This is a genomic window from Martelella sp. HB161492, assembly GCF_013184775.1.
Lineage (GTDB): Bacteria > Pseudomonadota > Alphaproteobacteria > Rhizobiales > Rhizobiaceae > Martelella.
The window spans coordinates 63760-88358 of record NZ_JAATVV010000012.1 but is presented as its reverse complement, the minus strand read 5'-3'; the positions used below and the strand labels follow the sequence as shown (position 1 = coordinate 88358).

The window sequence follows — 24599 nt, the reverse complement described above, 5'->3', positions numbered from 1 at the left end:
ATGAATGCGGCATCATGCCCCCGAACGCTGGCGGTTGAAGGCCATTTCGCTAAATTCATCCATGAGTGCATCTTCGGCAAAGGTCTGCTCGCGGCGGCGCTCCGCAGCAAATTCGCTTTCCATTTCTTCGCTCTTGTTGAGCTTCAGCGTTGCGGCGACCCTGAAGGCCCGCCGCTGCTCGAGCCTTTGCTTGTCTTCTTGCTCCGTGTTCTTGCAAACCGTGACCTTGTCGACGAGTTCCTGCGCTTTCTTCTGGGCGGCCTTCAGCTGAACTTCGACGTCCAGAAGGTCGTTGATGGTGACAGCGTGACCGATAAGTCGCTTCAGCAGATCCCATTCGAGGGTCTTCGTCTCCTCGCGAAACGCCTCAACCGCCTTTTTGGCTTCGATAACTGCCGCGCTGCTTTTCTCCAGCTCCTGGCGGGCATGCGCCTCGTTGCGCCGGGCGCGCTCGGTCCGCTGTTTGCGCAGGGTCACGATCTGTTGGAAGTTATGCATCGCCGACGGTCTCCTTAAGCATGTTCAGTGTGTCGTCGAAGTCGGAAAAATCTTTGGTCGACTGACGCAGGAAGCGGTCGATCGCGGGCTTGCGCTCCAAGGCCTCGTCGGCGAGCGGGTCGGCGCCGGCGGCATATTCGCCAATCCTGACCAGAAGCTCGATCTCTTCATATTTGGCCATAAGCCCGCGCAGTTTCTGGATTGCGCTCAGATGCGACGGGCTGACGATATTGTTGAGAACACGGCTCGCGCTCTGGCTGACGTCAATCGCCGGATAATGACCGGCGCTGGCCAGCTTGCGGGAAAGAATGATGTGCCCGTCGAGCAGTGACCGCGTTTCGTCGGCGACAGGCTCGTTCATATCGTCGCCCTCCACCAGAACTGTATAAAGTGCGGTAATCGAGCCGCGCGGGGTCCGCCCGGCGCGTTCCACAAGGCCAGGAAGCTGTTCGAAAACCGAAGGCGGGAAGCCCCGGCGTGTCGGCGGTTCGCCCGCAGCAAGACCGATCTGGCGCTGCGCGCGGGCAAAACGCGTCAGGCTGTCCATGATGAGGAGAACGCGCCCGCCCTGATCCCGGAAATATTCGGCAATGGCCGTGGCTGTATAGGCGGCCTTGACCTGCTCGACGGCCGGCCGGTCCGATGTGGCAACAATGACAACCGCCCGGGCCATACCCTCAGGCCCCAGCTGATGTTCAATGAATTCACGAACCTCACGGCCGCGTTCACCGATGAGGGCGACAACGCAGCGATCATAGCGTGCAAAGCGGACCAGCTGGGAGACGAGGGTCGATTTTCCGCCGCCGGCGGCGGCGAAAATGCCCATGCGCTGGCCTTCGCCGCAGGTGAGAGTGCCATCAAGAGCACGAACGCCGAGATAAAACGGCTTGTCGATCGGCGGACGTGTCATCGGGTCCGGGGGCGGGCGGTTGGCCGGGTAGCGATCGCAGGGTCCCAAAGGCGGGCCGTTGTCGACCGGGCGCCCGAGCGAATCCAGGACGCGGCCGACGATGCTCTCGCTCACGGGCACCTCGAATTCGCTCATGACCGGTTCGATGACTGAAAAATAGGAAATGCCGGCCGTGCGGCCATAAGGCGTCAGGATGGTTTCATTGGCATCAAAGCCGACGACTTCCGCCAGAACGGGAGCGCCGTTGCTGCGTGAAATTGAACAGATCTCGCCAATGCCGAACTGGCCGGTGGCCCGAAGCAGTGGCCCGGTCACCTTGGTGACGCGTCCGCGTCGGCGAAATGGCTGGGCCAGTCCGGCGAGCGCTGGTGCTTCATCAGCCTCTGTGCTTTTGGGGCGCCGTACCATTCTACCGCTTCCCTCTGGTGGCTGTCTTGTTCGCGGGTGTGGCCTCGAGTGTCAGGGCCGCAATCATTTCCTGCGCGATGGTCGGCACAGCGATGTCAATGACATCCGGCCCCGCATAGACAAGGCAATCGGTCGTTGACATATAGGGTTCCGCCGTAACCCGGATCGCTGTCCGTGCCGGCCGGGTTGCGACGAAGCTGTTGACTGCAGTTTCAAAGGCAGCGCGATTGTCGGGATGAACCATGAGGCGGATATCGAGCTCGTCCTCATAATCTTGAAGGACGTTTTGAAGGATCGCCGGCACGCGCATCTCAACCGGTATGGTCCCCAAGACATGTTCCAGGCACTGCTGCAGAATCGGACGCAGCTGGCCAGCGAGTGCCTTTCTTTCATCATGCAATTTGGCGGTGGCGTCTGCCAGCAATGCCAACCCTTCAGCGATGCCTTTCGGGCGGCTCGCCTCAAGGCATTGCGCCGCATCCACTTCTGCCTGACGCTTGATCTGTTCGGCTGCCTGCCTTGCGTCTTCTTCGATATGGCGCGCCTGCGCGCAGGCTTCGATCACCGCTGCGGGAATGACGGGTCCTGGCGGAAGCTGTTTTAGGGGCCTGAGATCAAGACTGGGAAGAGCCATCATCGTCCTCCTCTTCGTCTGTCTGTTCAGCCGTTGGCCAAGCCTGGCGGAGAATTTCCAGGAAATTCGCCATGTCACCGTCGTGCAGAATTTCGGCTTCGGGCAGTTTGTCCTCACCGAGCATCATCACGAAGCGTGCGCGATGGGCAGGGTGAAGCAGGCCCAAGAGAAGGCCGAGAACGAGTTCGTTGAAACTGTCCAGAAGGTCATTGTCGAGATTTGAGAGCGGCGAGACTGTCGCCAGCGGGACCGTGTGGCTGCGGATGACCCGGCGCAGGAAGGCTTCGTCACCAACCCATTCGCTCAGCATTTTAAGCTGTTGTCCCGCTGTCGTCATCAGGATTGCCTGACGGTTGATCAGCAGTGTGATCCGTCGTGCAATCAGGTGAAATTGCGCAGCCGACAATTGCGAAAAAAGCTCATAGTTACGCTGTTGCGCAAGGGGAATATTCCTTGGCAGAGGCGGCAGGCGACTGTTGATGCAGGCCGCAAGCTCGTCGTGCAGCAGCCTGCTTGCGGCTAGGGCCGAGAGGATGTGAGGCTTGCTGATGCCTGTGATCCGCGCCAGTACCTCAGGTCTCATCAAGGTTGTATCTACCGTCAACGCGCCATAGGGCTGGTTCATCATTGCGCGTTCCTCTTGCTCTTGCGGTTCCAGAAATACAGTCCGGCAGCGCCGATACCGCCGCCGATGAGCGCACCGGCGGCCGCGATCAGCAGAGAAAGACGCAATGCGCCAGACAGGGAGCCCGCAGCAACGGAGATACCGGCAAAATTCTTCAACTGTACCGGCGGCGGCGCGGGCGGCGTGATTGGCGAGATGACGACGCCGATATTGTCGTAGCTGATATTGTCAACGCTGTTGGCGACGAGCTTTTTGATCTGGGGCACCAGATCGGGGCTGATATTGTTTTTGTCTGCCAGCACCAGAACGGCGACATTTGGCTTCGGCTTGTCCTCAAACGGGTTGGTCTGACGAGGATTGGCGAGCTGGACCTTGGCGCTGGTAACGCCCGGGATCGTCGCGATCATCGATGCCAGCTCCTGAGACTGGGCGAAATTGAGCTTGGCCCATTCCCGTGTTGGCGAAGAAACCAGACCATCCTTGTCGAACATCTGGCTGACATCGGTGAACTTCTGTTTCGGCAAACCATAGCTGTCGAGCAATTGTACCGCATAGGCAAACTGGTCGCGCTCGACGAGAATTTGCGATGTGCCATCCTTGGCCTGGGTCTTGCTCGCGTCGATATTATACTGAATCAGAGTAGACAGGATCTGGTTGGCCTCGCTTTCGGAAAGGCCTGTGTTCAGAACCTCCTTGCAGGATGTCAGAACCAGCAGCATAAGGATGAGGGCTGCGATACGCCTTGTCATTCTGTGAACCCTTGCAATGGTTTGGCTGAATGCCGGAGTCTGAAATTCTACTGCGAGGAAAGCAGTTGCTGTATTCCTGCCATGGTCTTGCTCACGGCTTTGAGCGACAGCTGGATCTTCTGGGAGGCGATGTTGCGCGAGAAGGATTGCTCCAGGATATCGTTCTGTCGCGCATGGATATCGAGCGTATTCTTCTTGATGGTCTCGAATATTTTCCGCTGTTCAGGGGTGGTGGCCTGACTTTCCATCCGGTTCAGCATCTGCTCTGTCGGCAGCGGCAACCGCACAAGCCCGTTATTGGGATTAAGAGCCTGGGAGACGTCCCCTACCATGTAGTTTTCGGTCGCTTTCAGACCGGTGCTGATTTGTTCGGCCACGCCCTTCAGGCCGGTCGGAGCATGATTTTGAATCGGCGGAGTGGTGATCGCGAAAGCTACGGCCATGATTTTTATCCTCTATTGGTACTGGTCTGTTCATCAAGCAGGGTACCGAGCGCCTTCTCGCACTCAGTGGTGACGAAGCGTGCGGCCTCGATGGCGGATTTCGATTCAATGAGCCCTTCTTCCAGATAGGCGGTGCCTAGTCTGACAGCACGCTGCAACTGGCCGTCCTGCTGGAGCAGGTAAAGATGGAATGCGAGGGCCTCGTCGCGGTTTTTTTCCGCTTCAAAGGCGCCACAGTTTTCCAGCAGCGCAAGCGCTGCCTGCTTTTTCCCGATCGATAGCAGATACATCGACTCAACGATGAAGGCGGCGGCATTTTCTGGCCGGTGTTGCTGCACCAGCTTGAGAAGCGGCAGAGCCTGTTCGCCGATCCCTGTCCTGACCGCCAGTGATGCTATGTTGCCGAGTATGAAGAGATCGTCATTGGTGTAGTTCATCGGTGGTGTTGTCATTCACCTCAATCCTTTTGTTTTGCCCGTCCAGATCCACAATCAGCGCATTTTTTTCGACGCCAATCAGTGTTGCACTGTCATTGATCGGTTGCCCTGGTCTGATGATCTTGTCGCCGGTGAGGAGGACGTATGGGAAGGAGCCGCTCCAAAGTCCGCTGATCTGCTTCTTGATTGCTGCGATCTGCTCGGCGTCATCGTGGTCGAAGACGACCTCGGCCATGTCGCTGACATCGCCTTGAAGTGTCGCGATGATCTTCTGCTGTTCGGCCGTTTCCTCCGGGCCTTTAAGCGTGACAACGCCGGAATGCACGGAGACGAGTTCGGCCTGGCTCTGCATGTTTGTCAGTGAGGTCTCGACCGCTGTTGCGAGATCACTGTCCAGAATAATGTCGGCTGAGAGCGGAAGGTTCAGTGACGCCAGCGTTTCTCTGACCTTTTCGCGGGCCGCATCGTCGGGCACATACAGTGTGAAAGACCATAGGCCGTTGCTCTCCTCGAGGTCTTTCGGCGAAATTCCCTTGCTGGCCAAAGTCTTTTCCAGCGAGGCTGCCGTCAGTGCCGTATCCTGAGACGGTACCGGCGCGCCTGGCGCATCCGATGTCAAATGGGCTGGATCCGTCTCGCTTGCTTGTGTTGGCGCCGGCGCGGTTCGTGCGGATGACGGGCTGTCGCTTGCCGACGAGAGGCCGATTGCCAGGATAATGCCGCAGGCGACACCAAGACCGGCCAGTATCGGGACCATCCACTTCAGCGAAATCAAGGACATGGCGCGCCGTGCCGGCGACGCCGACTGTGCCGATTCCGTTACCGGTGCGATACCGCTGAAGGTGATCGTGATGCCGTCAATGCCCAGCATGTCGTCATTCCCACAGCTGACCCATTCTTGCGCGCGCAGATAGATAGGCTCTTCCTTGCTTTGATGGCGCTGAAGAAAGGCGTTGGCTGCAGGCATCAGCATCAGTGCAAATTGATTGGCCTCCACGCGAAAGGTCAGATGCTGTTGCTGAATTTCGTCATCAAGGAGAACGATGTCGCAATCCAGACCGGAGCCAAGCGTCGACAGCCCGTCCTCAATCGAGAACAGCCGGTCTTCCAGTCCTTCCTTGCCTACGCGGGCGAGAATCATCGTTTGTTCTTCTTTCAGGAGTGCATGACTGATGCCCCTCGATCTGAAGGGCAGAGGAAGGCGCTGTGCGCTGTCATTCCCTATTCGGGCTGCAGCTTCAGCACTTCTTCGAGCAGGTTTGTGGCGCGCTCCAGCATATTGACGGCGATCAGATATTCGCTTGGGTCTCCTCCGGAATTACTTATTCTCGAAATTTCACGAGTAATAATACCCTTGCGCGCATCCATGTATTTCTGAATGGACGCAAGTCCGCCGAGCGAATTTTTGAATATTATGTCGTCAAAATCGATGTTTTTGTTCGCGTAAAGATCACTGTCTGACATGTTGTATTCCGTGTTCGTTCGTTGTGAGCATTATATCAAAAATTTTACTATAGTTGATTCAATATTTTTAATTTTGAAAATAATTAAAAATCTGTAATATTGATCATGAAGAGAGGGGAATGTTCGATTCAAGGGGCTTGCGGAAAATTTACATTGTGGTGTTGGTGCATCATGGCGAATTCCTCGGGGGCTTGCGCAGATCGACCGACCTGTGGGGGTGTCTGTCTGTAATATTCGGCTGGTTGGGGGCTGCTTCCGCGGCGGCGACGGCTCCCTGTTAGCTCAGGCTCTCCGACAAGATGAGTTCGGCGGAGGCTTTCTCGCTGAAGAGCTTTCGCAGGCTGTTGCCGTGCGGGATATAAAGCCCGAGCGGGACGAAAACCTTTGAGGAGGAGAGCGGCAGATACCTGATTTCTCCAGGGCCGGACGGGATGAGCGAGCGTGGAACGAGCGCCGGCAGGTTGCTCTTTTCCAGGCAGCTTCTCAGAACGCTTGTGGAGCCGATCTCTGTGAAGTTCATGGACAGGTGATTGGCGGCGCGTAGACGGCTGTAGACCTGTTGCAGTGTCTGCGGACAAATGCCGGAAAAAATGATCGTGTTTTCGGGGATGTATTCCCAGTCGATGTCGCGCGCGTCGTTCAGCGCCGGGTCACTGGAGTGCTGCGGCAGGGCGAGTACCATTTCGATCTGACCGAGGGAGATGAACTCACCGTGTTTGGGTTTGACGTCACCATCAAGCAGGGCGATACAGTCCTGCCGGTCTTCGAGTGCGTTGATGATGTCGCGCCAGCTTCCCTGTTCGATCATCAGCCGCGTCTGCTGTTCATTTTGCAGGACCTCGTTCAGCCAGGTTGCCGATACAATGTCGACATAGGGCGACTGAATCATGATTTTCTGCTTTTTAAGCTTGCGATCTTCTGAAAGCAGCGTCGAGAGGGCCTCGTCATAAACGGTCAGGGCCCGGACGAACACGTCATAGGCTTCCTGCCCCTTCTCCGTGAGAATGGCGCGTCTATTCTTGCCATTTCGTACGAAGAGCTCCTTGCCGACAGTCGATTCGATTTCATCTATGATGCTGGCGGCGGCCGGCTGTGTAATAAACGCATTCTTTGCGCCCTCTGAAAAACTTCCAGAGTCGACAACGGTTACGAATACCCACATTTTCTTTATGCTTATTGTGTTCATCGGTATCCTACGAATTGTTATATGCGCGATATAATCGGCAAAACCTATTGGAACTGTCCTTTCGTGTCGGACTCAGGTATCATTTTCAGAAATAATGGGCGAAATCGTGATCGAAAATAAACTAAAACATGTACAATACATAATGAAGCCCAAAAATAAGCTGGCATATCTGCATCAATATTATAACATTATAATAAGAATATCTGGGATGCTGCCAGCGCGATCCGTATGGGCGAGACTGTCGGACGAGGCGGGCTGGTTTCGGGGTGAAGGTGCACGCGGCCATGTCTGCTGTGTGTGCATATGCGCGGGCGAGGAGGCGACGTTGTCGCAGGGCCAGAAACTCATCGCCACGGCGGGTTAAGTCGTAAGCAGTCGTTTTCGCAATTGCGGCCCTGGATCGTGTGCCTGATGCCACGGCTCTCCATCACGGTCCGGCGGCGCATCCTATACCTGCGTGCCGTCGGTCTTCTGTCGCGGCAATTGCGCGTCAATCTGGAAGCGCCTGCCGTGACCTGGCCATTCGTAGGTGGCTGGAGGCGGGTGAGGGGCGGTGGCAGATATGGGGGAATTGATGCCTTGATTTTGCCATTGGCAGAGCGATTGCTGGCTGGATTGGCGTGATGTATTTCGTCCTGATCATGGTTGCGCATCATTGAATCTCTGTTTGTAGTTGGTGACGCTAGGAATCGTCTAGTTGCTGAGATTGCGATACTGAATTCAGTTTTTTTGAAATAGTGAGGTGGGCTCTGGAACGATAATCGTTCGCACACCATCTGGGTCTTGCCGTCATCGCTGGCTGCGTTGAGTGGGGCGTTGCTGTTGACTTACCTGAAATGTCTTGCGTTTTGGGCGGTGGGCCTTTCCTCCCGGTTGTGTTCGGTTGAGTTGAATTTTGACCTGCAGTGCACCTGAATTGTCAGGGGTGTGAAAGTCATGTGGTACCCCTATTGAGGGCGATTAAACCAGTAAAGTTATAATCGTTAAAGTTGTCTTGATGCAATGCGCGTTTTGTCCATTAAGTTCGAATAAAATTTCCTGAATTTCGAAATAAGTAAAATAAAATTGTACGAAAATTAGGCTTCATTTACCCGTAGTCTCCAAGAAAAAAAGTCGCAACTTGGAGAGATTTATGTCCGGTTACGGAATAATACGCGATATACGAGTATCAAATAAAACGAATCAGTCGCGCTGGCGGCAGCTGAAATCGGCCGCCCTGAAAGGCTCGGTTTCTGCGTTTGCTCTCACGATGGCTGCGCTCACTCTGGGGGGCTATGATGATGCTCGCGCCGGGGAGTGCCGTGCTCGGGATGTTGTCGATTGCCGCAATTTTGATGGGAAGGGAGACAATGGCTCTGGCTCCGATCAGCGTGGCAATGTGGGGACAGTGCCCTTCCTGGCCGACAAGACCGGGTCTTCAACAGCCTATGTCTCTACCGTCAATAAAGATGACAAATTTGGCATAAATAAGTCATATTCTGCTAACGTAAAGCTCTTCAATGCGACTGCAATGTCATCGCTCTCGGATGTCGGGCGGGATGACAAGCCGGTGCGCTTTGAGGTTCGGCCCCGTAATGGCGGGGACATGACGCTGAATCTGACAAACATGAACACGTCTCTCAACGGGCCGCAATATAACACCGCCTTTTTGGTGGGGGGCGAAGACCTGGGCGCCGGATCGCGCACGATCACCGTTTCGGATTCGGTGATAACCCTGGGGTCGAGTGACCCGATTGCCGGGCAAACCATCTTGAAGACCGTCACGTCGGACATTTCGACTGGTCTCGACCGGGCTGTGATCGTCATTGGCAAGGGGAGCGAGCTGACTGCTTTTGGTCCGGATGCGACGATTGGTATTGCCGAGGCCTATGGTGACTCATCCGCTGAGGTTGATTTGAATGGCGGATCGGTTGTCCTGGAAGGCGATTCCCCTGTCACGGATCCGACGACGGGCAGTGCACTGATCGCAAATGCGCTGGGCACAGGCTCGGCCTATGTCTCCATGACTGATGGGCTTGTTGTCACCAAGGGGGACAATAGCAGCGGCCTGGTGTCATCGACGTCGAAGCAAAGCCGCACCGGCGCGACATCGAGAATCGATTTTTCCGGCGGCAGCATCGAAACGCAGGGCGACGGTTCAAATGGTGCCTTTGCCGTGGTTTCCGGCAAGGGCGATGCGGTCATCGTCATGGGGGATGCTTCCGCAGACGCAACGGGTTCCGCCGCTTCCGTGTCAACCAAAGGTGATTCAAGTGCCGGTCTCTACGCTCGGGCAACCGGTCAGTCGAATGCGTGGATTGGCCTGGTGAGCGGAACTGTTACCACACTTGGCGAAAATTCAACAGGTATCAGGTCTGCGATCGAGGACAGTAAAGATGATGGCGATGCCTTTATCCATATAACGGGCGGCAGTGTCGTGACCTATGGAGACAGCCAGTCCGCCAATGGCGGTGGTGCCTATGGCGCTTCGGCCTATAATCTTGGCAGCGGCGATGCGGCGATTGCTATGGATGGGCCGGACGGCTCCATCAGAACCTCCGGCAAGAATTCGGATGGCCTGTTTGCGCTCACCAACGGGGGAGGCGTTGCCAAAGTCCTGATGCGCGGGGGAAGTGTCGAGACCTATGGTGACGGCGCGAATGGTATTTCCGCCACGTCCAGCGGCAATCTCGGGCTCGCGCTGGTATCCATGTCCGGTGGTTCGATCAAGACCACCGGGAACGGTTCAAATGGAATTTACGCCGAGGCCAGCGGTCTGGGCAGCATTGAGATCGATCTGCAGGGCGATGCGCAAAATGACGGTGTTATCGAGACGGAAGGTGATGACGCCGCTGCCGTCTACGCCCTTCACAAAGGCGCATCCGGCATCAAGATCAAGGCTCCTCAGCTCAATATCAAGACCGAGGGTGAGCACTCGGCTGGTATCAAGGCGGATGCCGGCAGCTACAATCCCATCGACGCTCAACTTGCCGGGGTGATGATTGAGACGCAAGGCGATCAGTCCAGCGCCATAGCGCTTTCCAACACGGGGGGCGACGTCAATCTCTCGATTGGCCGGAATGATCAGGGCGGTGTCGCCGATATCCGCACTTCTGGTGCGCAAAGCCATGGTGTCGACGTCAATACCGATGATCACGGCATTGCCTATGTCACGATGGATGGCGGGTCGATCGCCACGAGCGGGGATGGTGCCGACGGCATTCATGTCACCCATGACGGGCGAGGCAATGGCGGCATGGTGGAGATAGATTTTCTGGATGGTTCTATTTCCACCCAAGGGGCGGGGGCCGACGGGATCAGCTTTGTATCGAACGATAGCGCCGGAATTGATGCCATCACCGTCGGCGATTATGGCGGACAAGGCACGCCAAAGGTGACTGTGTCCGGTGCGGGCTCGTTCGCGTTGACGGGATATGGCGATACGAATGATCGGCCCAATATGACGTCGTCCACGTCAATCTTTGTTAACAGTGGTGAGGTGATCGCAACCGGTGAGGCACAGGCGGCGGTCGGGTTCCGGCAGACACCGGTGGGGTCGACGGCGCTCAACGCAACAGTCGCAGTCGGACCAAACGGCACGATCGACGGGTCTACCTCCACGCACCATTTCGCGATCTGGAATGGTGCGGAGCGTGCGGATAGCCTCATAACAGTGTCGACATCGGGCACCATCAAAGGTGATAGCATGCTCGGGGCGGGGAATTCGCAGTTCTTCCTCCGCGATGGCATCGTCACCGGCAATATCTATGCGGACTATGATCCGAACGACACCGGTTCGCACGATCAGGGCGACGACACTTTCTATTGGTACAGTGGCCAGCTGCATGGCAATTATTATGGTCAGGGTGGCAATGACACCGCTTATGTCTATGTCGGCAATGTCGACGGCTTCTCAGACGTGATTTTTGATGGCGGCGAAGATGAGGACGCAGGCGGCAATGCGGCCAGTGGCAGGAGCAACAGCGATGTCGATGCAATCACCTTCACATCGACGGTGAATGACGGTCTTGTTGGCGCCCATATCATCAACTGGGAAAAGTTTACCGCCGATAATGCCGATCTGACCTTCACGGACAACGGGCTAGTTCTCGACGGCTATGCCGGCGGCAACCCGAATGGCTTTGGCGACTTCACGCTGAAAAACAATTCTATCGTTCAGGTCGGCAAGGCCGGTGATTTCGATCTTGTCGGCAACGTCAACATTGCCGATGCCGGAAGCGCCTTCATTTCTGTCGGCTCCGGTCGGACCCGGGTTTCCGGCGATGTTTCAAACAATGGTATCCTGTCGATGCAGGATGGCTCTGCCGACGGACGGCTTGCAGTCGGTGGCAATTATTCGGCAAAGGGCGGCAGGCTTGCGGTGGATGTTGATTTCGGCGCAAGCAAGAGCGACCTCACCACCATTGGCGGCAGCATAGACGGCGATACGACCATTGAAGTCGCCGATCTCGGCGCTGCGGCAAAGCCGGCTCCGGTTCTGCTCGTCAATCATGCCGACAACTCAAACGTCGATAGCAGCCATTTCTCACTCGGATACAAGGGCGAGATTGCGTCCGGCAAATATTCCTATGTGCTTTCGAATGATGCGGGTAAAGGCTTTGATCCGGGGCTTTATCTCGTTTCCGAGCAGGGCGACGGTGGCGACGGCGACGGCGGCGGCGGTGATAGCGGCGGCGGTGGCGATAACGGCGGTAACGGTGGCGGCGGTAACGGCGGCGGTGGCGGGCAGCCTGCGCTTCAGCCCTTCCTGCCGGTCTATGAGGCCTATATGCCCATTCTTATGGAAATGTCGCGGCTGCCGACCCTGCGTCAGCGAACCGGCCAGCGACAGGGTTATGAGATGGCCGGTGCCGTCGACCCGGGAACGCTCCCGGCCTCTGATGGCATCTGGCTGCGCATGGTCGGCGGGCGCAGCCATGTCAATCCAGCCTCCAGTGTGACGGGCTATGATTACGATCTTTCGCAGTTTGAAACCCAGCTTGGTGTCGATGGTCTGTTCTACGATGGGGCCGAAGGCGTATTGCGTGCCGGTGTGACCGGGCAATACCGTCTGGCCACTGGCCGGATCGGCTCGAAATACGGCGCCGGCGACATGCTGCCATCCGGTTACGGCGTCGGCGGAAATCTGACGTGGTACGGAACCAACGGTTTCTATGCCGATGCGCAGACGGAAACGACCTTCTACACGAGCAATCTCAAGACAGATGATCTGTCGCGCCACGTGAATGGAACGGATGCAACGGCCATTGCGTTTTCGCTCGAAGCAGGGCAGCAGTTCGATCTCGACAGTGGCTTTGCGCTGACGCCGCAGGGGCAGCTCTCCTACACCAATGTCAATGCGGATGATTTTACCGGGGCCTATAACGACAGTGTCGATTTCAAGAATGCCGAAAGCCTGCTCGCGCGCATGGGGGTCTCACTTGAGAAGTCCAATGTCTGGAAGGATGATGGCGGCTTTGCCCGCAGCACCAACGTCTACGGCATCGCCAATCTCTATTACGAGTTTCTTGGCGACAGCGAGGCCGTCCTGGTCGACATGCCGAGTGTAAGCAAGCCAAACCGCTGGACCGGTGAAGTCGGTCTCGGCACGTCATACAATTGGAAGACAGAAAATGTCGACTATGCGCTTTATGCCGAAGTCAGAGCCTCGTCGGCCCTTGCAGATTTCGGCAACAGTTACGGACTGGGCGCCAATATCGGGCTGAAGCTGCGCTGGTAGCAGGACGAGCCTGATGATGAGGGGGAGAGGCCGGCGTTACGCCGGCCTTTCGTCATTATGAGCCTCTCTCGAGCGCGCAAAGATGTTGAAGCTTGCTGTCTTGACTTGATTCAATCGTGATTTGCCGGAAAACTCGTCCTCCGCGATGACCTCCGGAGAGGAAGGACTGCCCATGGACCGCGCCCATGATCCGAGCCAGATTGAAATGGTTGTTCTGATGACGCCTGATATGGCGAACTTCTCCGGCAAGGTGCATGGCGGTGCGCTGCTGAACCTTCTGGACCGGGTGGCTTATTCCTGTGCGGCGCGCTTTTCCCAGGTCTATGCGGTTACGCTGTCTGTCGATCAGGTCACCTTTCGCCAGCCGATCCAGGTGGGTGAACTCGTGACCTTCCGCGCTTCGGTCAATTATGCCGGGCGAACTTCGATGGAAATCGGAATCCGTGTCGAGGCCGAGAATATCCCGACTGGCGAACGCCGGCATACCAATTCCTGCTATTTTACCATGGTTGCTGTCGATCATTCCGGCACGCCGACCCCGGTGCCGAAGCTTGATCTCAATTCGCCGGAAAAGGAGCGCCGTTACCGTGAGGCAGAACTGCGCCGCGAGCTGCGCCGTGAATATGAGCACCGCTTCAACACGCTGACGGCTGAACCGAAATAGGCTGACACGCGCAATGCGTCAGCCATTTTCGAGAATGACGGCGAGGAAAGCTTCGCCGTAGCGCTCCAGCTTTGACGGTCCGACGCCGGATATTTCCAGCATCTCGTCTTCGTCCGATGGGCGTTCGCGAGCCATGGCAACCAGTGTTGTGTCAGGAAAGATGACATAGGGCGGAACGGCATTTTCCTTCGCCAGCGCCATGCGGGTGGCGCGCAGTTTTTCAAACAGTTCGCCATCCTTCTGATCCAGCGTATCTTTGGCACCGGACGGGCGGTGGTTGGCGGTGTTGCGCGCTTTTTCGCTGCGGTCCCTGCGCAACAGGACCTGCCGCTCATGCCGGAAGACCGGGCGCGAAGCCTCTGCGTCAAGTTTCAACGCGCCATGGGCTTCATGGTCGACATGGATGAAGCCGGCGGCCAGAAGCTGGCGATAGACCGAGCGCCAGACGGTGGCGGAAAGGTCGCTGCCAACGCCGAAAACCGGCATGTCCGTATGGCCGAAGCGGCGGGTCTTGTCGTTTTCCACACCGCGCAGCACATCCACCAGATGGCCGGCGCCGAAGCGTTCGCCCGTGCGGTAGATTGCGGCAAGTGCCTTGATCGCAGCTTCCGTCCCGTCCCAGGTTTCAACCGGGGTCAGGCAGGTATCGCAATTGTCGCAGCGTTCGGGTGCCTTTTCGCCGAAATGGGCCAGCAGTGCCTGGCGCCGGCAGCCAGCGGTCTCGCAGATGGACAGCAGAGCCTCCAGCTTGGCGCGCTCCACCCGTTTCACCGGATCGGGCGCGTTGCCCTGATCGATCATCCGGCCGCGCTGGATCACATCGGCCATGCCATAGGCCATCCAGACTTCTGACGGCAGGCCGTCGCGGCCGGCACGTCCGGTTTCCTGATAATAGGCCTCGACCGAACCCGGCAGATCCAGATGGGCGACATAGCGGACATTGGGTTTGTCGATGCCCATGCCAAAGGCGACGGTGGCGACAAGGCAAAGCTCATCTTCACGGATGAATGCATCCTGATGCCGGTCGCGCAGATCCCTGTCCATGCCGGCATGATAGGCAAGGGCACGGATGCCCTTCGCGTTCAGCCATTCGGCGGTTTCCTCCACCTTGGCGCGCGACAGGCAATAGACAATGCCGCTTTCGCCCTTGTGACGGCCGAGAAAACGCAGGAGCTGATCGCGTGGCTGGTTCCGCTCGACAATCTCATAGGAGATGTTCGGCCGGTCGAAGGAGGTGGTGAAGACATCGGCCCCCTGCAGTCCCAGCCGGGCAATGATGTCGTCGCGTGTGTGCGGATCGGCGGTCGCCGTCAGCGCGATCCGCGGAACGCCGGGAAAGCTATCCGTCAGTTCGCTGAGGCGGGCATATTCGGGACGGAAGTCATGGCCCCACTGCGAGACGCAGTGCGCCTCGTCAATGGCGATGACGGAAAGCGGCCTGCCACCGATCAGGCTCTGAAAGCCGGGGGTGAGAACCCGTTCCGGCGTAACATAGAGAAGATCGAGCGCCTCGCTGGCGATGGCGCTGCGGATATCGGCAAATTCGTCCTGGCTGAGGGTCGAGTTGAGCGCGGCGGCCCTGATGCCAAGTCCCTTGAGCGCTTCCACCTGATCGCGCATCAGCGCAATCAGCGGCGAGATGACAATGCCGAGGCCGGGCCGGCAAAGGGCGGGGATCTGATAGCAGAGCGATTTTCCGGCGCCCGTCGGAAACAGCACCACCGCATCGCCACCGGCCACCAGCCGGTTGATCACCTCCGCCTGACGGCCACGAAAAGCGGGATAGCCATAGACGTTGCGCAGAATATCCAGCGGTTCGGCAGCGCTTTGGAACAGGGCGGCGGTCTGGTTCGGCATGGGGAGGCTTTCGTTTCTCATGCCGCCATTATGGCACGGGGCGTGGCCGAATGGCGGCGGGATCGCGGTTTATCCACCCCTGATCGCAGGGAAAGGGCCGGGCGAAAACGGAAACGGGATGGAAAGCCATGCCTTCCATCCCGCCTTCATGCATTGCGCAATACCTGTGATCTCTATTCGTCGCTCATCTTCAGCGCGGCGATAAAGGCTTCCTGCGGAATCTCCACCTTGCCGAACTGGCGCATGCGCTTCTTGCCGGCCTTCTGCTTTTCCAGGAGCTTGCGCTTGCGGGTCGCGTCGCCGCCATAGCATTTCGCCGTCACGTCCTTCCTGAGCGCCGAGATGGTTTCGCGCGCAATCACCGTGCCGCCGATCGCGGCCTGGATCGGGATCTTGAACATGTGCTTCGGGATCAGTTCCTTCAGCTTCTCGCACATGTCGCGGCCGCGCTTTTCTGCCGCCGTGCGGTGCACGAGCATCGACAGTGCATCGACTGGCTCGCCATTGACGAGGATCGACATCTTGACGAGATTGCCGGCGCGGTAGTCGGCGAGATGATAGTCGAAAGAGGCATAGCCCTTGGAGATCGACTTCAGCCGGTCATAGAAATCGAACACGACCTCGTTGAGCGGCAGATCATAGGAAAGCATCGCCCGGTTGCCGACATAGGTGAGATCGGTCTGGATACCGCGGCGATCCTGGCAGAGCTTCAGGATACTGCCCAGATAGTCGTCGGGCGTCAGGATCGAGGCCTTGATCCAGGGCTCGCGGATCTCGCGGATTTTGACCACTTCCGGCATGTCCGCCGGATTGTGCAGCTCGATTTCCGAGCCGTCGGTCATGGACATTTCATAGACAACCGATGGTGCGGTGGCGATCAGGTCGAGATCGAATTCGCGTTCCAGACGTTCCTGAATGATTTCCAGATGCAGGAGCCCGAGGAAGCCGCAGCGGAAGCCGAAGCCAAGGGCGGCGGAGCTTTCCATTTCAAAGGAGAAGGATGCATCATTGAGGCGCAGCTTGCCGACGGCGGCGCGCAGATCCTCGAAATCGTTCGCATCGACCGGAAACAGGCCGCAGAACACCACAGGCTGGGCCGGCTTGAAGCCCGGCAGCATCTTCTCCGTCGGGCGCTTGTCTTCGGTGATTGTGTCGCCGACGCGGGTATCGGCCACTTCCTTGATCGAGGCGGTGATCACGCCGATCTCGCCGGGGCCGAGTTCGTCAACGACCAGCATTTTCGGCGTCAGAACGCCGACGCGCTCAACCGGATATTTGGCATCCGTACCCATCATGCGGATCACCTGGCCCTTTTTCAGCACGCCATCGATGACGCGCACCAGAACCATGACGCCGAGATAGGTGTCATACCAGCTGTCGACCAGCAGCGCCTTCAGCGGGGCATTCTCGCCCTTTTCCGTCTTCGGCGCCGGCAGGCGGTGAACGATGGCTTCCAGCACGTCGTGAATGCCGAGCCCGGTCTTGGCCGAGATCATCACGGCGTTGGAAGCATCAATGCCGATCACATCCTCGATCTGTTCCTTGACGCGCTCGGGTTCGGCGGCGGGCAGGTCGATCTTGTTGAGGACGGTGACCAGTTCGTGATCGTTGTCGATGGCCTGATAGACATTGGCGAGTGTCTGGGCTTCGACGCCCTGGCTGGCATCGACCACCAGAAGCGAGCCTTCGCAGGCCGAAAGCGAGCGCGATACCTCATAGGCGAAGTCGACATGGCCGGGCGTGTCGATCAGGTTCAGCACATAGGTTTCACCATTGTCTGCCTTGTAGTGCAGGCGCACGGTCTGGGCCTTGATGGTGATGCCGCGCTCGCGCTCGATATCCATGTTATCGAGCACCTGGGCGGACATTTCACGCTCTGCCAGCCCGCCGCATGTCTGAATCAGGCGGTCGGCAAGCGTCGATTTCCCGTGGTCGATATGGGCCACGATGGAAAAGTTGCGGATATGGTCCAGCGGGATGCGATCGTCATTTGTGCTCATGCCCGCGCATATAGCAGTGGATGCAGCGTGTTCAAAGCGAAATTGCGCGGGCGCCGCTGCTGTTCTTCACTATCTGACGGCCGATGAACGCTATTCTCCTGAATTTGCCAGACAGGGAACGCCGGGGGAGCTCGATCAGGTCTCTCGCGCCGTGCTCGATGCCACCGGTCACTGCGGTGATAAGGCCTGGCGGAAGGCGTGAGGCCGACATTTCGGGGCATGGGCCGTTGACCATATTTCTCACAAATCTGCGCTTGACTCTCAAATAGTAGAAAAGCATGATCTTATCATGGAAGATCTGGATCACAATTTTGACCACGCCATCGGTGTGAACCTGAAACGGCTGCGCAATCTGCGCAGTCTGACGCTTGACCAGCTGGCGGATGTCTCCGGCGTCAGCCGGGCGATGATTTCGCGGATCGAGCGGGCTGAGGCCTCACCTTCGGCACTGCTTCTGGCCAAGCTTTGCGCGGCGCTCGGCACGACTTTGTCCGATTTCTTCGCCGATGCCGACCGGCCGGTCGATCCGCTGTCGCGGCACGGTGATCAGCCGGTCTGGCGCGATCCGGAAACGGGTTATATCCGCCGTGCGGTGTCACCGTCCGGCGTCGGGTCGAATGTCGATATCGTCTCGGTCCGTTTTCCGGCCGGTGCGCGCATCTTCTTCCCGCCGGAGCCGGGGGCTGTGGGCACGCGGCAATATCTCTGGGTCCTGGAGGGCGTGCTTGCGGTGCGTGTCGGGGATGCGCATTACCGCCTTGAGACGGGGGACTGTCTCTTCATGGACATCGCCATCACCCATGCTTTTGAAAACCTGACTGCCGAAGATGTGCGCTACGCCGTGATCATCGAGCGTGGCGCGTGAAGGAAAGGGACCGTCATGACGGCTGAAATTCGTCTTCTTGATGCCGAAACTGCCGTTAATGCGGTGCCGGGGCTGGTCACGCTGCTGGAAGACAGCGTCGAGGACAACGCCTCGATGGGGTTCATGGCGCCCTTCGATGCCATTGCGGCGGAGAGGTTCTGGCGCGAAACGGCCAGGGGCGTTGCGGCTGGCAGTCACATCCTGCTGATTGCCGAAGATGCCGGGCAAATTCTCGGCACGGTGCAGATCGGTTTTGCCCAAAAACCCAATCAACCGCATCGCGGTGATCTGATGAAGCTGATTGTGCTGCGCTCGGCGCGCGGCCGCGGCCTTGCCCGGGCATTGATGGCTGCTGCGGAAGCCGAAAGCGCGCGGCTGGGCCGCTTCCTTCTGGTGCTTGATACGGCGACCGGCTCCACCGCCGAAGCGATCTATCCCGGGCTTGGCTGGACCCGGGTCGGCACGGTTCCCGATTACGCGCTCTACCCGGATGGCGGCTATTGCGGAACGACATTCTTCTACAAAAAGCTTGAGGTTTGATGGAGGTCTTTACCCCGTGGCCCCGCCGGTTCTAGAACCGGTTGAACAGGCGTTCGCACAAGAGGGGAAAGATGCGCGTATTTTATTCCGAAGATCACAAGTTCCGCGATGCGAAGACGGAGCTTCACGGCGGTGAACTGGCAAAACCCTTCGAGGGGCCGTTTCGTGCCGAGTGGATCCTGGCGGCGGTGCGCGAAAAGGGCTTTGCCGATGTCGCCGCACCGGCGCAATACGACCTCTCCGTGCCGCTGAAGCTCCATGATGCCGGCTATGTCGATTTCCTGCAAAAGGCATGGGTGCTCTGGCGTGATGCCGGTTTTGCCACCGAGGCGATCCCGGTTTCGCTGCAGGTGCGCCGTTCCGATCACGCCCGCCCGCCGAAAAACATCGACGGCATGCTCGGCTATTATGCCAATTCCTGCGAAACCTCGATTACCGAGGGAACCTGGCGGGCGGTTGCCGCTGCCAAGGATTGCGCGCTCTCTGCTGCCGACTGGCTGGCCGCGTCCAATCGCTTTGCCTTTTCGCTCAGCCGTCCGCCCGGCCATCATGCCGGCATTGATCTGTTCGGCGGCTATTGCTTCCTGAACAATGCCGCCATCGCGGCCCAGCGTCTGCTGGACAAGGGCGCGGACAAGGTGGCGATCCTCGATGTCGATTTCCACCATGGCAACGGCACCCAGGATGTCACCTATGCCCGCGGCGATATTCTCTTTGTCTCGCTGCATGGCGAGCCGGAGGATGCCTTTCCCTATTTCTGGGGGTTTGCAGAGGAGAAGGGCACAGGCGCCGGTCTCGGTTGCAATGTCAATTATCCGATGCCCCGTGGAACGGGCTGGCCGGCCTATCGCGAAACGCTGGCACTGGCATTGAAGCGCATCGCCGGCTATGGCGCGGATGCGCTTGTCCTGTCGCTTGGTGTCGATACCTTCGAGAAAGATCCGATCTCCTTTTTCAGGCTGGCAACAGACGATTATCTGGAGATGGGAGCGATGATTGCAGGGCTTGGTCTGCCGGTCGCCGTCGTGATGGAAGGCGGCTATGGCGTGGCGGAGATTGGCTATAATGTCGCCAATGTTCTGATCGGGCTGGAACAGGGCTCGTAAGGCGCTGGATATGCGCTTATGCCTTGTGCTAGGTTTCTCATAATGTTCGTTGGTATGTGGAGCGGGACGTGACCTATCGCTATAAGATTGCAACGCTATCGGCTGTTGCGACAATTTTCGTATTTCAGGCCGGTGCTGTTTTCGCCATGTCTCCAGTCGGAGTGGTTTTGCAACCTGAAGTCGACGACACGCTGCATACGCGCGTGCAGGCCGGACCGCCCGGGCCTTGCGGTGATGCACCGCTGCCGCCCTGCAATGCGGAAACGGACGATACGCTGCCACCTGTGGATGGCGTTGACGTCAAAGAGGATGACGATGAGGGTGACATGCCGGGCGAGCCGAAGGGCACGCTGCTGAAGGAAGTCGAGCAGACACCTGAGGCCCAGTCGCTGGAAAAGAACCTGCAGGACACCGAAAAGAAGGACGGCGACTGAGGGTCAGCTGTAAAAATCGACAATGCGCCGTCCGCCGAAATCGCGGACGGCAAATTGCGTATCGAAAATCGCTTCCAGCACGTCTTCCCGGACGATCGCGTCGGGCGTGCCTTCCGCGAAGAACCGGCCATCGCGCATCGCCACGAGCCTGTCGGAATAGGCCGCGGCGAAATTGATGTCGTGCACCACAAGAACCACCGTCTTGCCAAATTCGCCCGCCATGCGGCGGATCAGCCGCATGGTCGCGACGGCATGTTTCATGTCGAGATTGTTGAGCGGTTCGTCGAACAGCATCACCTCGGTATCCTGCGCCAGCACCATGGCGAAAAACGCGCGCTGGCGCTGACCGCCGGAAAGCTGGTCGAGATAGCGGTCCGCGAACGGGGTCAGGTCAGTCACAGCCATGGCACGGGCAACGTGATCGCGATCCTCGGCCGTCATGCGGCCGCGTGACCAGGCAAAGCGGCCAAATCCGACGAGGTCCTCGACCGTCAGCCGTGCCGCAATGTGATTGTCCTGCCGCATGATCGACAGCGTGCGGGCGAGCTTGCGATCATCGCTTTCAAAGACATTCAGACCACTGACGGTGACGTGGCCCGTATCCGGTTTCAGCAGGCGTGCAACAATGGCAAGCAGGGTCGATTTTCCGGCACCATTCGGCCCGATAATACTGGTGACGCCACCTTTGGGGATCGCAAGCGTGACATCGTCGAGCACCTTCGTTTCACCGTAGCTTTTGCTGATGCGGTCAATGGTGATCATCGTGCCACTCCCTTGAGCAGAAGAAGGATGAAGACGATCCCGCCGGCAAATTCGATGATGATCGAAAGGGCGGAGTTGAAATCAAACACCCGTTCCAGCAGCGTCTGACCGCCGACAAGCGTCAGTGCCGCGATCAGTACCGCCGTCGGCAGCACCAGCCGGTGTCTTCCGCCCGGCAGGATGATATAGGCCAGATTGGCCACCAGCAGACCGAAAAACGTGACGGGCCCGACCAATGCGGTCGAAACCGAGACTAATACCGTCACAACGATCAGCGTGATCGTGACAAGCCGGTCATGGGCAATGCCGAGGCTGATTGCCGTCTCGCGGCCGGTCAGCAGAATGTCGAGTTCGGGCAGAAAACGGAAAGCGATCAGTGAGGCGGCAAGGATGGTGATGGCGGAAATGCCAAGCAGACTGGCATCGACGCCATTGAAACTGGCGAAGAAGCTGTCCTGCAGCACCATGAAATCGGTCGGTTCGATCAGCCTTTGCAGAAAGCTTGCCAGGCTGCGGAACAGACCGCCGAACAGAATGCCGACCAGCATGATGAGATGCAGGCTGCGGCGCGTTCCGGCAAACAGGAAGCGGAACAGCAGCAGTGAAAACACCAGCATCGCCGCCGTTTCGACGAGGAAGAGCAGCCTCGGATCCAGCGTGGAGAAGCCCGCCGCCCCGAACAGAAACACCAGGACGGTCTGCAGCAGAACATAGAGCGCGTCAAAACCCATGATCGCCGGCGTCAGGATGCGGTTGGCGACGACCGTCTGGAACAGCACGGTCGAAACGGCGATGGCATAGGCGACCAGCAGAAGGGCCGCGAGTTTCTCGCCACGGAAGGCCAGTACAAAGGACCACGACCCTTTTGCACCCAGCGTCATGAACAGTGCAATGGCAATCAATGTCGCCACGCCCAGCAGGCTGAGGGTGATGATGGCTTTGCGGCGGCGCGGATCAGCCAGCATGGGCACCTCGCCGCAGCAGAAGATAAAGGAAGGTCATCGAGCCGATAATGCCCATCATGGTACCGACCGGGATCTCATAGGGGGCGATCAGCAGCCGGCCGAGGATATCGCAGGCAAGCACCAGCGCTGCCCCGCCGAAGGCGATGATCGGCAGCGTCTTGCGAAGATTGTCGCCAAAGATCAGGCTGACGACATTGGGCACGATCAGGCCGACGAAAGGAATGGTGCCGACCGTGACCACCACGGAAGCGGAGGCGAGCGCGACGATGGCGAGGCCAATCAGCATGGCCCGGCGGTAATTGAGACCGGCGCTGACGGCCACCGCTTCGCCGAGCCCTGCCAGGGTGAACCGGGCTGCCGTGAAATAGGCGAGAATGGCCAGCGCCAGTCCGATCCACAGGAGTTCGTAGCGACCGCGCAGAATCATGGAAAAATCGCCGTTGGACCAGGCACCAAGCGATTGCAGCATGTCGAAGCGATAGGCCAGAAAGCTCGTCACTGCGCCGATGATGCCCGCCAGCATGATGCCCGTCAGCGGCACCATCAGCACTGAGCGGGCGGGAATGCGGCGTACCAGCTGCAAAAACAGCGCGGTACCGGCCAGCGCGAAAAGCGCGGCAAAGACCATTTTCCCGATCACCGGCATGCCCGGGAAGATCAGCATCGCTGTCAGCATGCCAAGAGCGGCTGATTCCGTCGTGCCTGCCGTCGATGGCTCGACGAAACGGTTTTGTGTCAGCATCTGCATGATGGTGCCGGCAATCGCCAGACTGCCGCCAGCGAGGATCAGTGCCAGCGTGCGCGGCAGGCGGCTGGCAACGAGGATCAGGGCAGTGTTATCACTGCCGCCGGCAAGAAGCGAGGATAGCGATACCGATCCCGCGCCGGTCAGCAGGCTGGCGGCGATCAGGATCAGTGAAAGCGGAACGGCGATCGAAATTCTGAGCATTGAAGTCAACTATTTTCGTCATCTTATGGATATAAGATGGCAACAGGTCAAGCACATCTCAGGAGATCGTGTGTTGCGAGCAGGGGAGACCGTATGGGGCTGAGCATATCATCGGGGCGCACGCGCCTGATCGGAAGTCTGGCCGTGGGGCAGCTGATCGGCTGGGGCGCGGGCTTTGACATGTTGTCCGTTACGGCGCGCCCGATGGGCGAAGCACTCGGTATCGCTTATGACCTGCTTTTCGGCGGGCTTACGCTTTTCATGCTGGTTCTGGCTGTCGCCGGACCACCGGTCGGGCGGCTGGTTACACGTTATGGCGCAAGGCCTTTCCTGTCGGCGGGTGCGGTGGTGATGGCGCTGGGCCTTGTTCTGCTCGCAGCCTGCCATGGCCCCATTGGCTATTTCGCCGCCTGGGGGGTGATCGGACTTGGTGGAGCCTTTGCGCTTTCCAATCCTGCCTATGCCGCGATTGTCGAGCGGGAGGGTCGCCATGCACGGCGCGCGATCGGGCTGATGATGATTGTTACCGGCATGTCGGCCGGGTTTGCCTGGCCGCTCTTCAGCTTCGTCGTTGAAAATGCCGGTTGGCGAACGGCGCTTTTTGTCGGTGCAGGGCTCCTGCTTTTCATCGCAGCGCCACTCAATTTTTTCGGACCGGGCCCCCGTCCGGCAAGGACAGCGGCGCAAGGCCGCGATGCTGCCCAGATGCCCTTATTGCTTCCGGCACGAGAAAAGCGGCGCGCCTTTGTGCTGATCGCCCTGTTCTCAACGGCCTTCAGCATTATCGGTTTCGGTATTTCACCGTCGCTGATCGAACTTCTCGGCCTTGCTGGCGCAGGTCCGGCGCTTGCGTTGTCGCTCGCCTCCATGCGTTCGTTTCTCGGTATTTCCGCCCGCGCTGCCGATCTTTTCATCGGGCGCAATGATGATCCGCTGCCGGCGGCCTTTCTGGCGGGATCTCTGCCGCTTCTGGGGGGCGTGGTCGCTATCGTCCTCGCGCCTTCACCAGCCGCAGCCATAGCCTTCGTGCTGCTTTACGGTTTCGGTTCAGGCATGGGGGCGGTCTCGCGGGCCGTTCTGCCACTCGGCTTTTTTGCCCCGGGTGAATATGCGCTGATGGCCGGGCGGATTGCTCTGCCGCAAAATCTTGCAACGGCAGTGGCGCCGCTGCTTTTCAGTCTTTGTCTTGCCAGACTGGGTTTCGTGGTGGCTCTGGTCGCTGTTGTCATGTTGGCACTTGTTGCGCTCACCGCCGTCTGGTGTCTGGCTGGGCTCAGGGCACGTTCCGCCCTCAGACCGGGCACGCAAATGTGAGGTGAAAAACGGATCTCCGATCTTGCCTTGTTCATCGGTTTCAATATGTTGATGAATAAAGTCAAGAATA

22 protein-coding genes are annotated in these 24599 nt (G+C 58.4%); 7 read left to right on the top strand and 15 right to left on the bottom strand.

Going from position 1 to position 24599, the window contains the following annotated elements:
* Positions 1 to 12: 12 nt before the first annotated feature.
* The 10 genes from HCK86_RS18810 to HCK86_RS18765 form a co-directional block, all read right to left on the bottom strand.
* The gene (locus HCK86_RS18810) at positions 13 to 498 is read right to left on the bottom strand and encodes a hypothetical protein (RefSeq protein WP_176086022.1); all 486 of its coding nucleotides are present in this window, start codon (positions 496 to 498) and stop codon (positions 13 to 15) included.
* A complete protein-coding gene (locus HCK86_RS18805) occupies positions 491 to 1816 on the bottom strand; it encodes a FliI/YscN family ATPase (RefSeq protein WP_176086021.1) in 1326 nt (441 codons plus the stop codon). Before HCK86_RS18805 ends, HCK86_RS18810 begins: the two co-directional genes overlap by 8 nt.
* A 1-nt stretch (position 1817) precedes the next feature.
* Positions 1818 to 2450 (bottom strand): HrpE/YscL family type III secretion apparatus protein, encoded by a 633-nt coding sequence (locus HCK86_RS18800; RefSeq protein ID WP_176086020.1) that lies wholly within the window; start codon positions 2448 to 2450, stop codon positions 1818 to 1820.
* Entirely contained in the window at positions 2431 to 3078 is a 648-nt protein-coding gene (locus HCK86_RS18795) for a hypothetical protein (protein ID WP_176086019.1), read from the bottom strand. Before HCK86_RS18795 ends, HCK86_RS18800 begins: the two co-directional genes overlap by 20 nt.
* The gene (gene sctJ, locus HCK86_RS18790; RefSeq protein WP_176086018.1) at positions 3075 to 3824 is read right to left on the bottom strand and encodes a type III secretion inner membrane ring lipoprotein SctJ; all 750 of its coding nucleotides are present in this window, start codon (positions 3822 to 3824) and stop codon (positions 3075 to 3077) included. The genes HCK86_RS18795 and sctJ overlap by 4 nt, the downstream gene beginning before the upstream one ends.
* A 47-nt stretch (positions 3825 to 3871) precedes the next feature.
* A complete protein-coding gene (locus HCK86_RS18785) occupies positions 3872 to 4267 on the bottom strand; it encodes a hypothetical protein (RefSeq protein ID WP_176086017.1) in 396 nt (131 codons plus the stop codon).
* Between the two features lie 5 nt (positions 4268 to 4272).
* Positions 4273 to 4719: a hypothetical protein gene (locus tag HCK86_RS18780; protein WP_176086016.1), complete on the bottom strand. Its 447-nt coding sequence runs from the start codon at positions 4717 to 4719 to the stop codon at positions 4273 to 4275.
* A complete protein-coding gene (locus HCK86_RS18775; protein ID WP_176086015.1) occupies positions 4688 to 5845 on the bottom strand; it encodes an FHA domain-containing protein in 1158 nt (385 codons plus the stop codon). Before HCK86_RS18775 ends, HCK86_RS18780 begins: the two co-directional genes overlap by 32 nt.
* Positions 5846 to 5925: 80 nt before the next feature.
* The gene (locus HCK86_RS18770; RefSeq protein ID WP_176086014.1) at positions 5926 to 6168 is read right to left on the bottom strand and encodes a hypothetical protein; all 243 of its coding nucleotides are present in this window, start codon (positions 6166 to 6168) and stop codon (positions 5926 to 5928) included.
* A 277-nt stretch (positions 6169 to 6445) separates the two neighbouring features.
* Complete coding sequence (locus tag HCK86_RS18765; protein WP_176086013.1) at positions 6446 to 7354, bottom strand: LysR family transcriptional regulator; 909 nt, start codon at positions 7352 to 7354, stop codon at positions 6446 to 6448.
* 1585 nt (positions 7355 to 8939) lie between these two features.
* Between HCK86_RS18765 and HCK86_RS18760 the strand changes: the two genes are divergently transcribed.
* Positions 8940 to 13073 carry an autotransporter outer membrane beta-barrel domain-containing protein gene (locus tag HCK86_RS18760; protein ID WP_176086012.1) on the top strand — a complete coding sequence of 1378 codons (4134 nt, stop codon included), beginning with the start codon at positions 8940 to 8942 and terminating at the stop codon, positions 13071 to 13073.
* A 172-nt stretch (positions 13074 to 13245) separates the two neighbouring features.
* Complete coding sequence (locus HCK86_RS18755; protein WP_176086011.1) at positions 13246 to 13737, top strand: acyl-CoA thioesterase; 492 nt, start codon at positions 13246 to 13248, stop codon at positions 13735 to 13737.
* An 18-nt stretch (positions 13738 to 13755) separates the two neighbouring features.
* Here the strand turns inward: HCK86_RS18755 and recQ are convergent, their stop codons facing one another.
* Positions 13756 to 15594, bottom strand: coding sequence for a DNA helicase RecQ (gene recQ / locus HCK86_RS18750; RefSeq protein WP_176086010.1), 1839 nt, complete (start codon positions 15592 to 15594; stop codon positions 13756 to 13758).
* A 173-nt stretch (positions 15595 to 15767) separates the two neighbouring features.
* On the bottom strand, positions 15768 to 17594 hold the full coding sequence (gene lepA, locus HCK86_RS18745) for a translation elongation factor 4 (RefSeq protein WP_176086009.1): 1827 nt from the start codon (positions 17592 to 17594) through the stop codon (positions 15768 to 15770).
* A 286-nt stretch (positions 17595 to 17880) separates the two neighbouring features.
* On the opposite strand from lepA, the gene HCK86_RS18740 reads away from it, so the two are divergent.
* The 4 genes from HCK86_RS18740 to HCK86_RS18725 all read left to right on the top strand — a co-directional run bounded on the left by HCK86_RS18740 (position 17881) and on the right by HCK86_RS18725 (position 20539).
* Positions 17881 to 18459 carry an XRE family transcriptional regulator gene (locus HCK86_RS18740; protein WP_176086117.1) on the top strand — a complete coding sequence of 193 codons (579 nt, stop codon included), beginning with the start codon at positions 17881 to 17883 and terminating at the stop codon, positions 18457 to 18459.
* Between the two features lie 15 nt (positions 18460 to 18474).
* Positions 18475 to 18999, top strand: coding sequence for a GNAT family N-acetyltransferase (locus tag HCK86_RS18735; protein ID WP_176086008.1), 525 nt, complete (start codon positions 18475 to 18477; stop codon positions 18997 to 18999).
* Between the two features lie 71 nt (positions 19000 to 19070).
* On the top strand, positions 19071 to 20105 hold the full coding sequence (locus HCK86_RS18730; RefSeq protein WP_176086007.1) for a histone deacetylase family protein: 1035 nt from the start codon (positions 19071 to 19073) through the stop codon (positions 20103 to 20105).
* 68 nt (positions 20106 to 20173) lie between these two features.
* Positions 20174 to 20539 carry a hypothetical protein gene (locus HCK86_RS18725; RefSeq protein WP_176086006.1) on the top strand — a complete coding sequence of 122 codons (366 nt, stop codon included), beginning with the start codon at positions 20174 to 20176 and terminating at the stop codon, positions 20537 to 20539.
* 3 nt (positions 20540 to 20542) lie between these two features.
* Here HCK86_RS18725 and HCK86_RS18720 read toward each other — a convergent pair whose 3' ends face one another.
* The 3 genes from HCK86_RS18720 to HCK86_RS18710 are packed head-to-tail and all read right to left on the bottom strand — an operon-like array spanning position 20543 to position 23215.
* Positions 20543 to 21301 (bottom strand): ATP-binding cassette domain-containing protein, encoded by a 759-nt coding sequence (locus HCK86_RS18720; protein ID WP_176086005.1) that lies wholly within the window; start codon positions 21299 to 21301, stop codon positions 20543 to 20545.
* Positions 21298 to 22266 carry an iron chelate uptake ABC transporter family permease subunit gene (locus HCK86_RS18715; RefSeq protein WP_176086004.1) on the bottom strand — a complete coding sequence of 323 codons (969 nt, stop codon included), beginning with the start codon at positions 22264 to 22266 and terminating at the stop codon, positions 21298 to 21300. Before HCK86_RS18715 ends, HCK86_RS18720 begins: the two co-directional genes overlap by 4 nt.
* Positions 22256 to 23215 carry an ABC transporter permease gene (locus HCK86_RS18710; RefSeq protein ID WP_176086003.1) on the bottom strand — a complete coding sequence of 320 codons (960 nt, stop codon included), beginning with the start codon at positions 23213 to 23215 and terminating at the stop codon, positions 22256 to 22258. Before HCK86_RS18710 ends, HCK86_RS18715 begins: the two co-directional genes overlap by 11 nt.
* 93 nt (positions 23216 to 23308) lie before the next feature.
* Here HCK86_RS18710 and HCK86_RS18705 point away from each other — a divergent pair, with 93 nt between their 5' ends.
* Positions 23309 to 24529, top strand: coding sequence for an MFS transporter (locus tag HCK86_RS18705; protein ID WP_176086002.1), 1221 nt, complete (start codon positions 23309 to 23311; stop codon positions 24527 to 24529).
* The last annotated feature ends 70 nt before the right edge of the window (positions 24530 to 24599 follow it).

Bases quoted from the DNA above. Each gene is read 5' to 3' on its own strand.
- HCK86_RS18810 (WP_176086022.1), bottom strand. From the start codon at position 498: ATGCATAACTTCCAACAGATCGTGACCCTGCGCAAACAGCGGACCGAG.
- HCK86_RS18805 (WP_176086021.1), bottom strand. From the start codon at position 1,816: ATGGTACGGCGCCCCAAAAGCACAGAGGCTGATGAAGCACCAGCGCTC.
- HCK86_RS18800 (WP_176086020.1), bottom strand. From the start codon at position 2,450: ATGGCTCTTCCCAGTCTTGATCTCAGGCCCCTAAAACAGCTTCCGCCA.
- HCK86_RS18795 (WP_176086019.1), bottom strand. From the start codon at position 3,078: ATGATGAACCAGCCCTATGGCGCGTTGACGGTAGATACAACCTTGATG.
- sctJ (WP_176086018.1), bottom strand. From the start codon at position 3,824: ATGACAAGGCGTATCGCAGCCCTCATCCTTATGCTGCTGGTTCTGACA.
- HCK86_RS18785 (WP_176086017.1), bottom strand. From the start codon at position 4,267: ATGGCCGTAGCTTTCGCGATCACCACTCCGCCGATTCAAAATCATGCT.
- HCK86_RS18780 (WP_176086016.1), bottom strand. From the start codon at position 4,719: ATGACAACACCACCGATGAACTACACCAATGACGATCTCTTCATACTC.
- HCK86_RS18775 (WP_176086015.1), bottom strand. From the start codon at position 5,845: ATGATTCTCGCCCGCGTAGGCAAGGAAGGACTGGAAGACCGGCTGTTC.
- HCK86_RS18770 (WP_176086014.1), bottom strand. From the start codon at position 6,168: ATGTCAGACAGTGATCTTTACGCGAACAAAAACATCGATTTTGACGAC.
- HCK86_RS18765 (WP_176086013.1), bottom strand. From the start codon at position 7,354: ATGAACACAATAAGCATAAAGAAAATGTGGGTATTCGTAACCGTTGTC.
- HCK86_RS18760 (WP_176086012.1), top strand. From the start codon at position 8,940: ATGACGCTGAATCTGACAAACATGAACACGTCTCTCAACGGGCCGCAA.
- HCK86_RS18755 (WP_176086011.1), top strand. From the start codon at position 13,246: ATGGACCGCGCCCATGATCCGAGCCAGATTGAAATGGTTGTTCTGATG.
- recQ (WP_176086010.1), bottom strand. From the start codon at position 15,594: ATGCCGAACCAGACCGCCGCCCTGTTCCAAAGCGCTGCCGAACCGCTG.
- lepA (WP_176086009.1), bottom strand. From the start codon at position 17,594: ATGAGCACAAATGACGATCGCATCCCGCTGGACCATATCCGCAACTTT.
- HCK86_RS18735 (WP_176086008.1), top strand. From the start codon at position 18,475: ATGACGGCTGAAATTCGTCTTCTTGATGCCGAAACTGCCGTTAATGCG.
- HCK86_RS18730 (WP_176086007.1), top strand. From the start codon at position 19,071: ATGCGCGTATTTTATTCCGAAGATCACAAGTTCCGCGATGCGAAGACG.
- HCK86_RS18720 (WP_176086005.1), bottom strand. From the start codon at position 21,301: ATGATCACCATTGACCGCATCAGCAAAAGCTACGGTGAAACGAAGGTG.
- HCK86_RS18715 (WP_176086004.1), bottom strand. From the start codon at position 22,266: ATGCTGGCTGATCCGCGCCGCCGCAAAGCCATCATCACCCTCAGCCTG.
- HCK86_RS18710 (WP_176086003.1), bottom strand. From the start codon at position 23,215: ATGCTCAGAATTTCGATCGCCGTTCCGCTTTCACTGATCCTGATCGCC.
- HCK86_RS18705 (WP_176086002.1), top strand. From the start codon at position 23,309: ATGGGGCTGAGCATATCATCGGGGCGCACGCGCCTGATCGGAAGTCTG.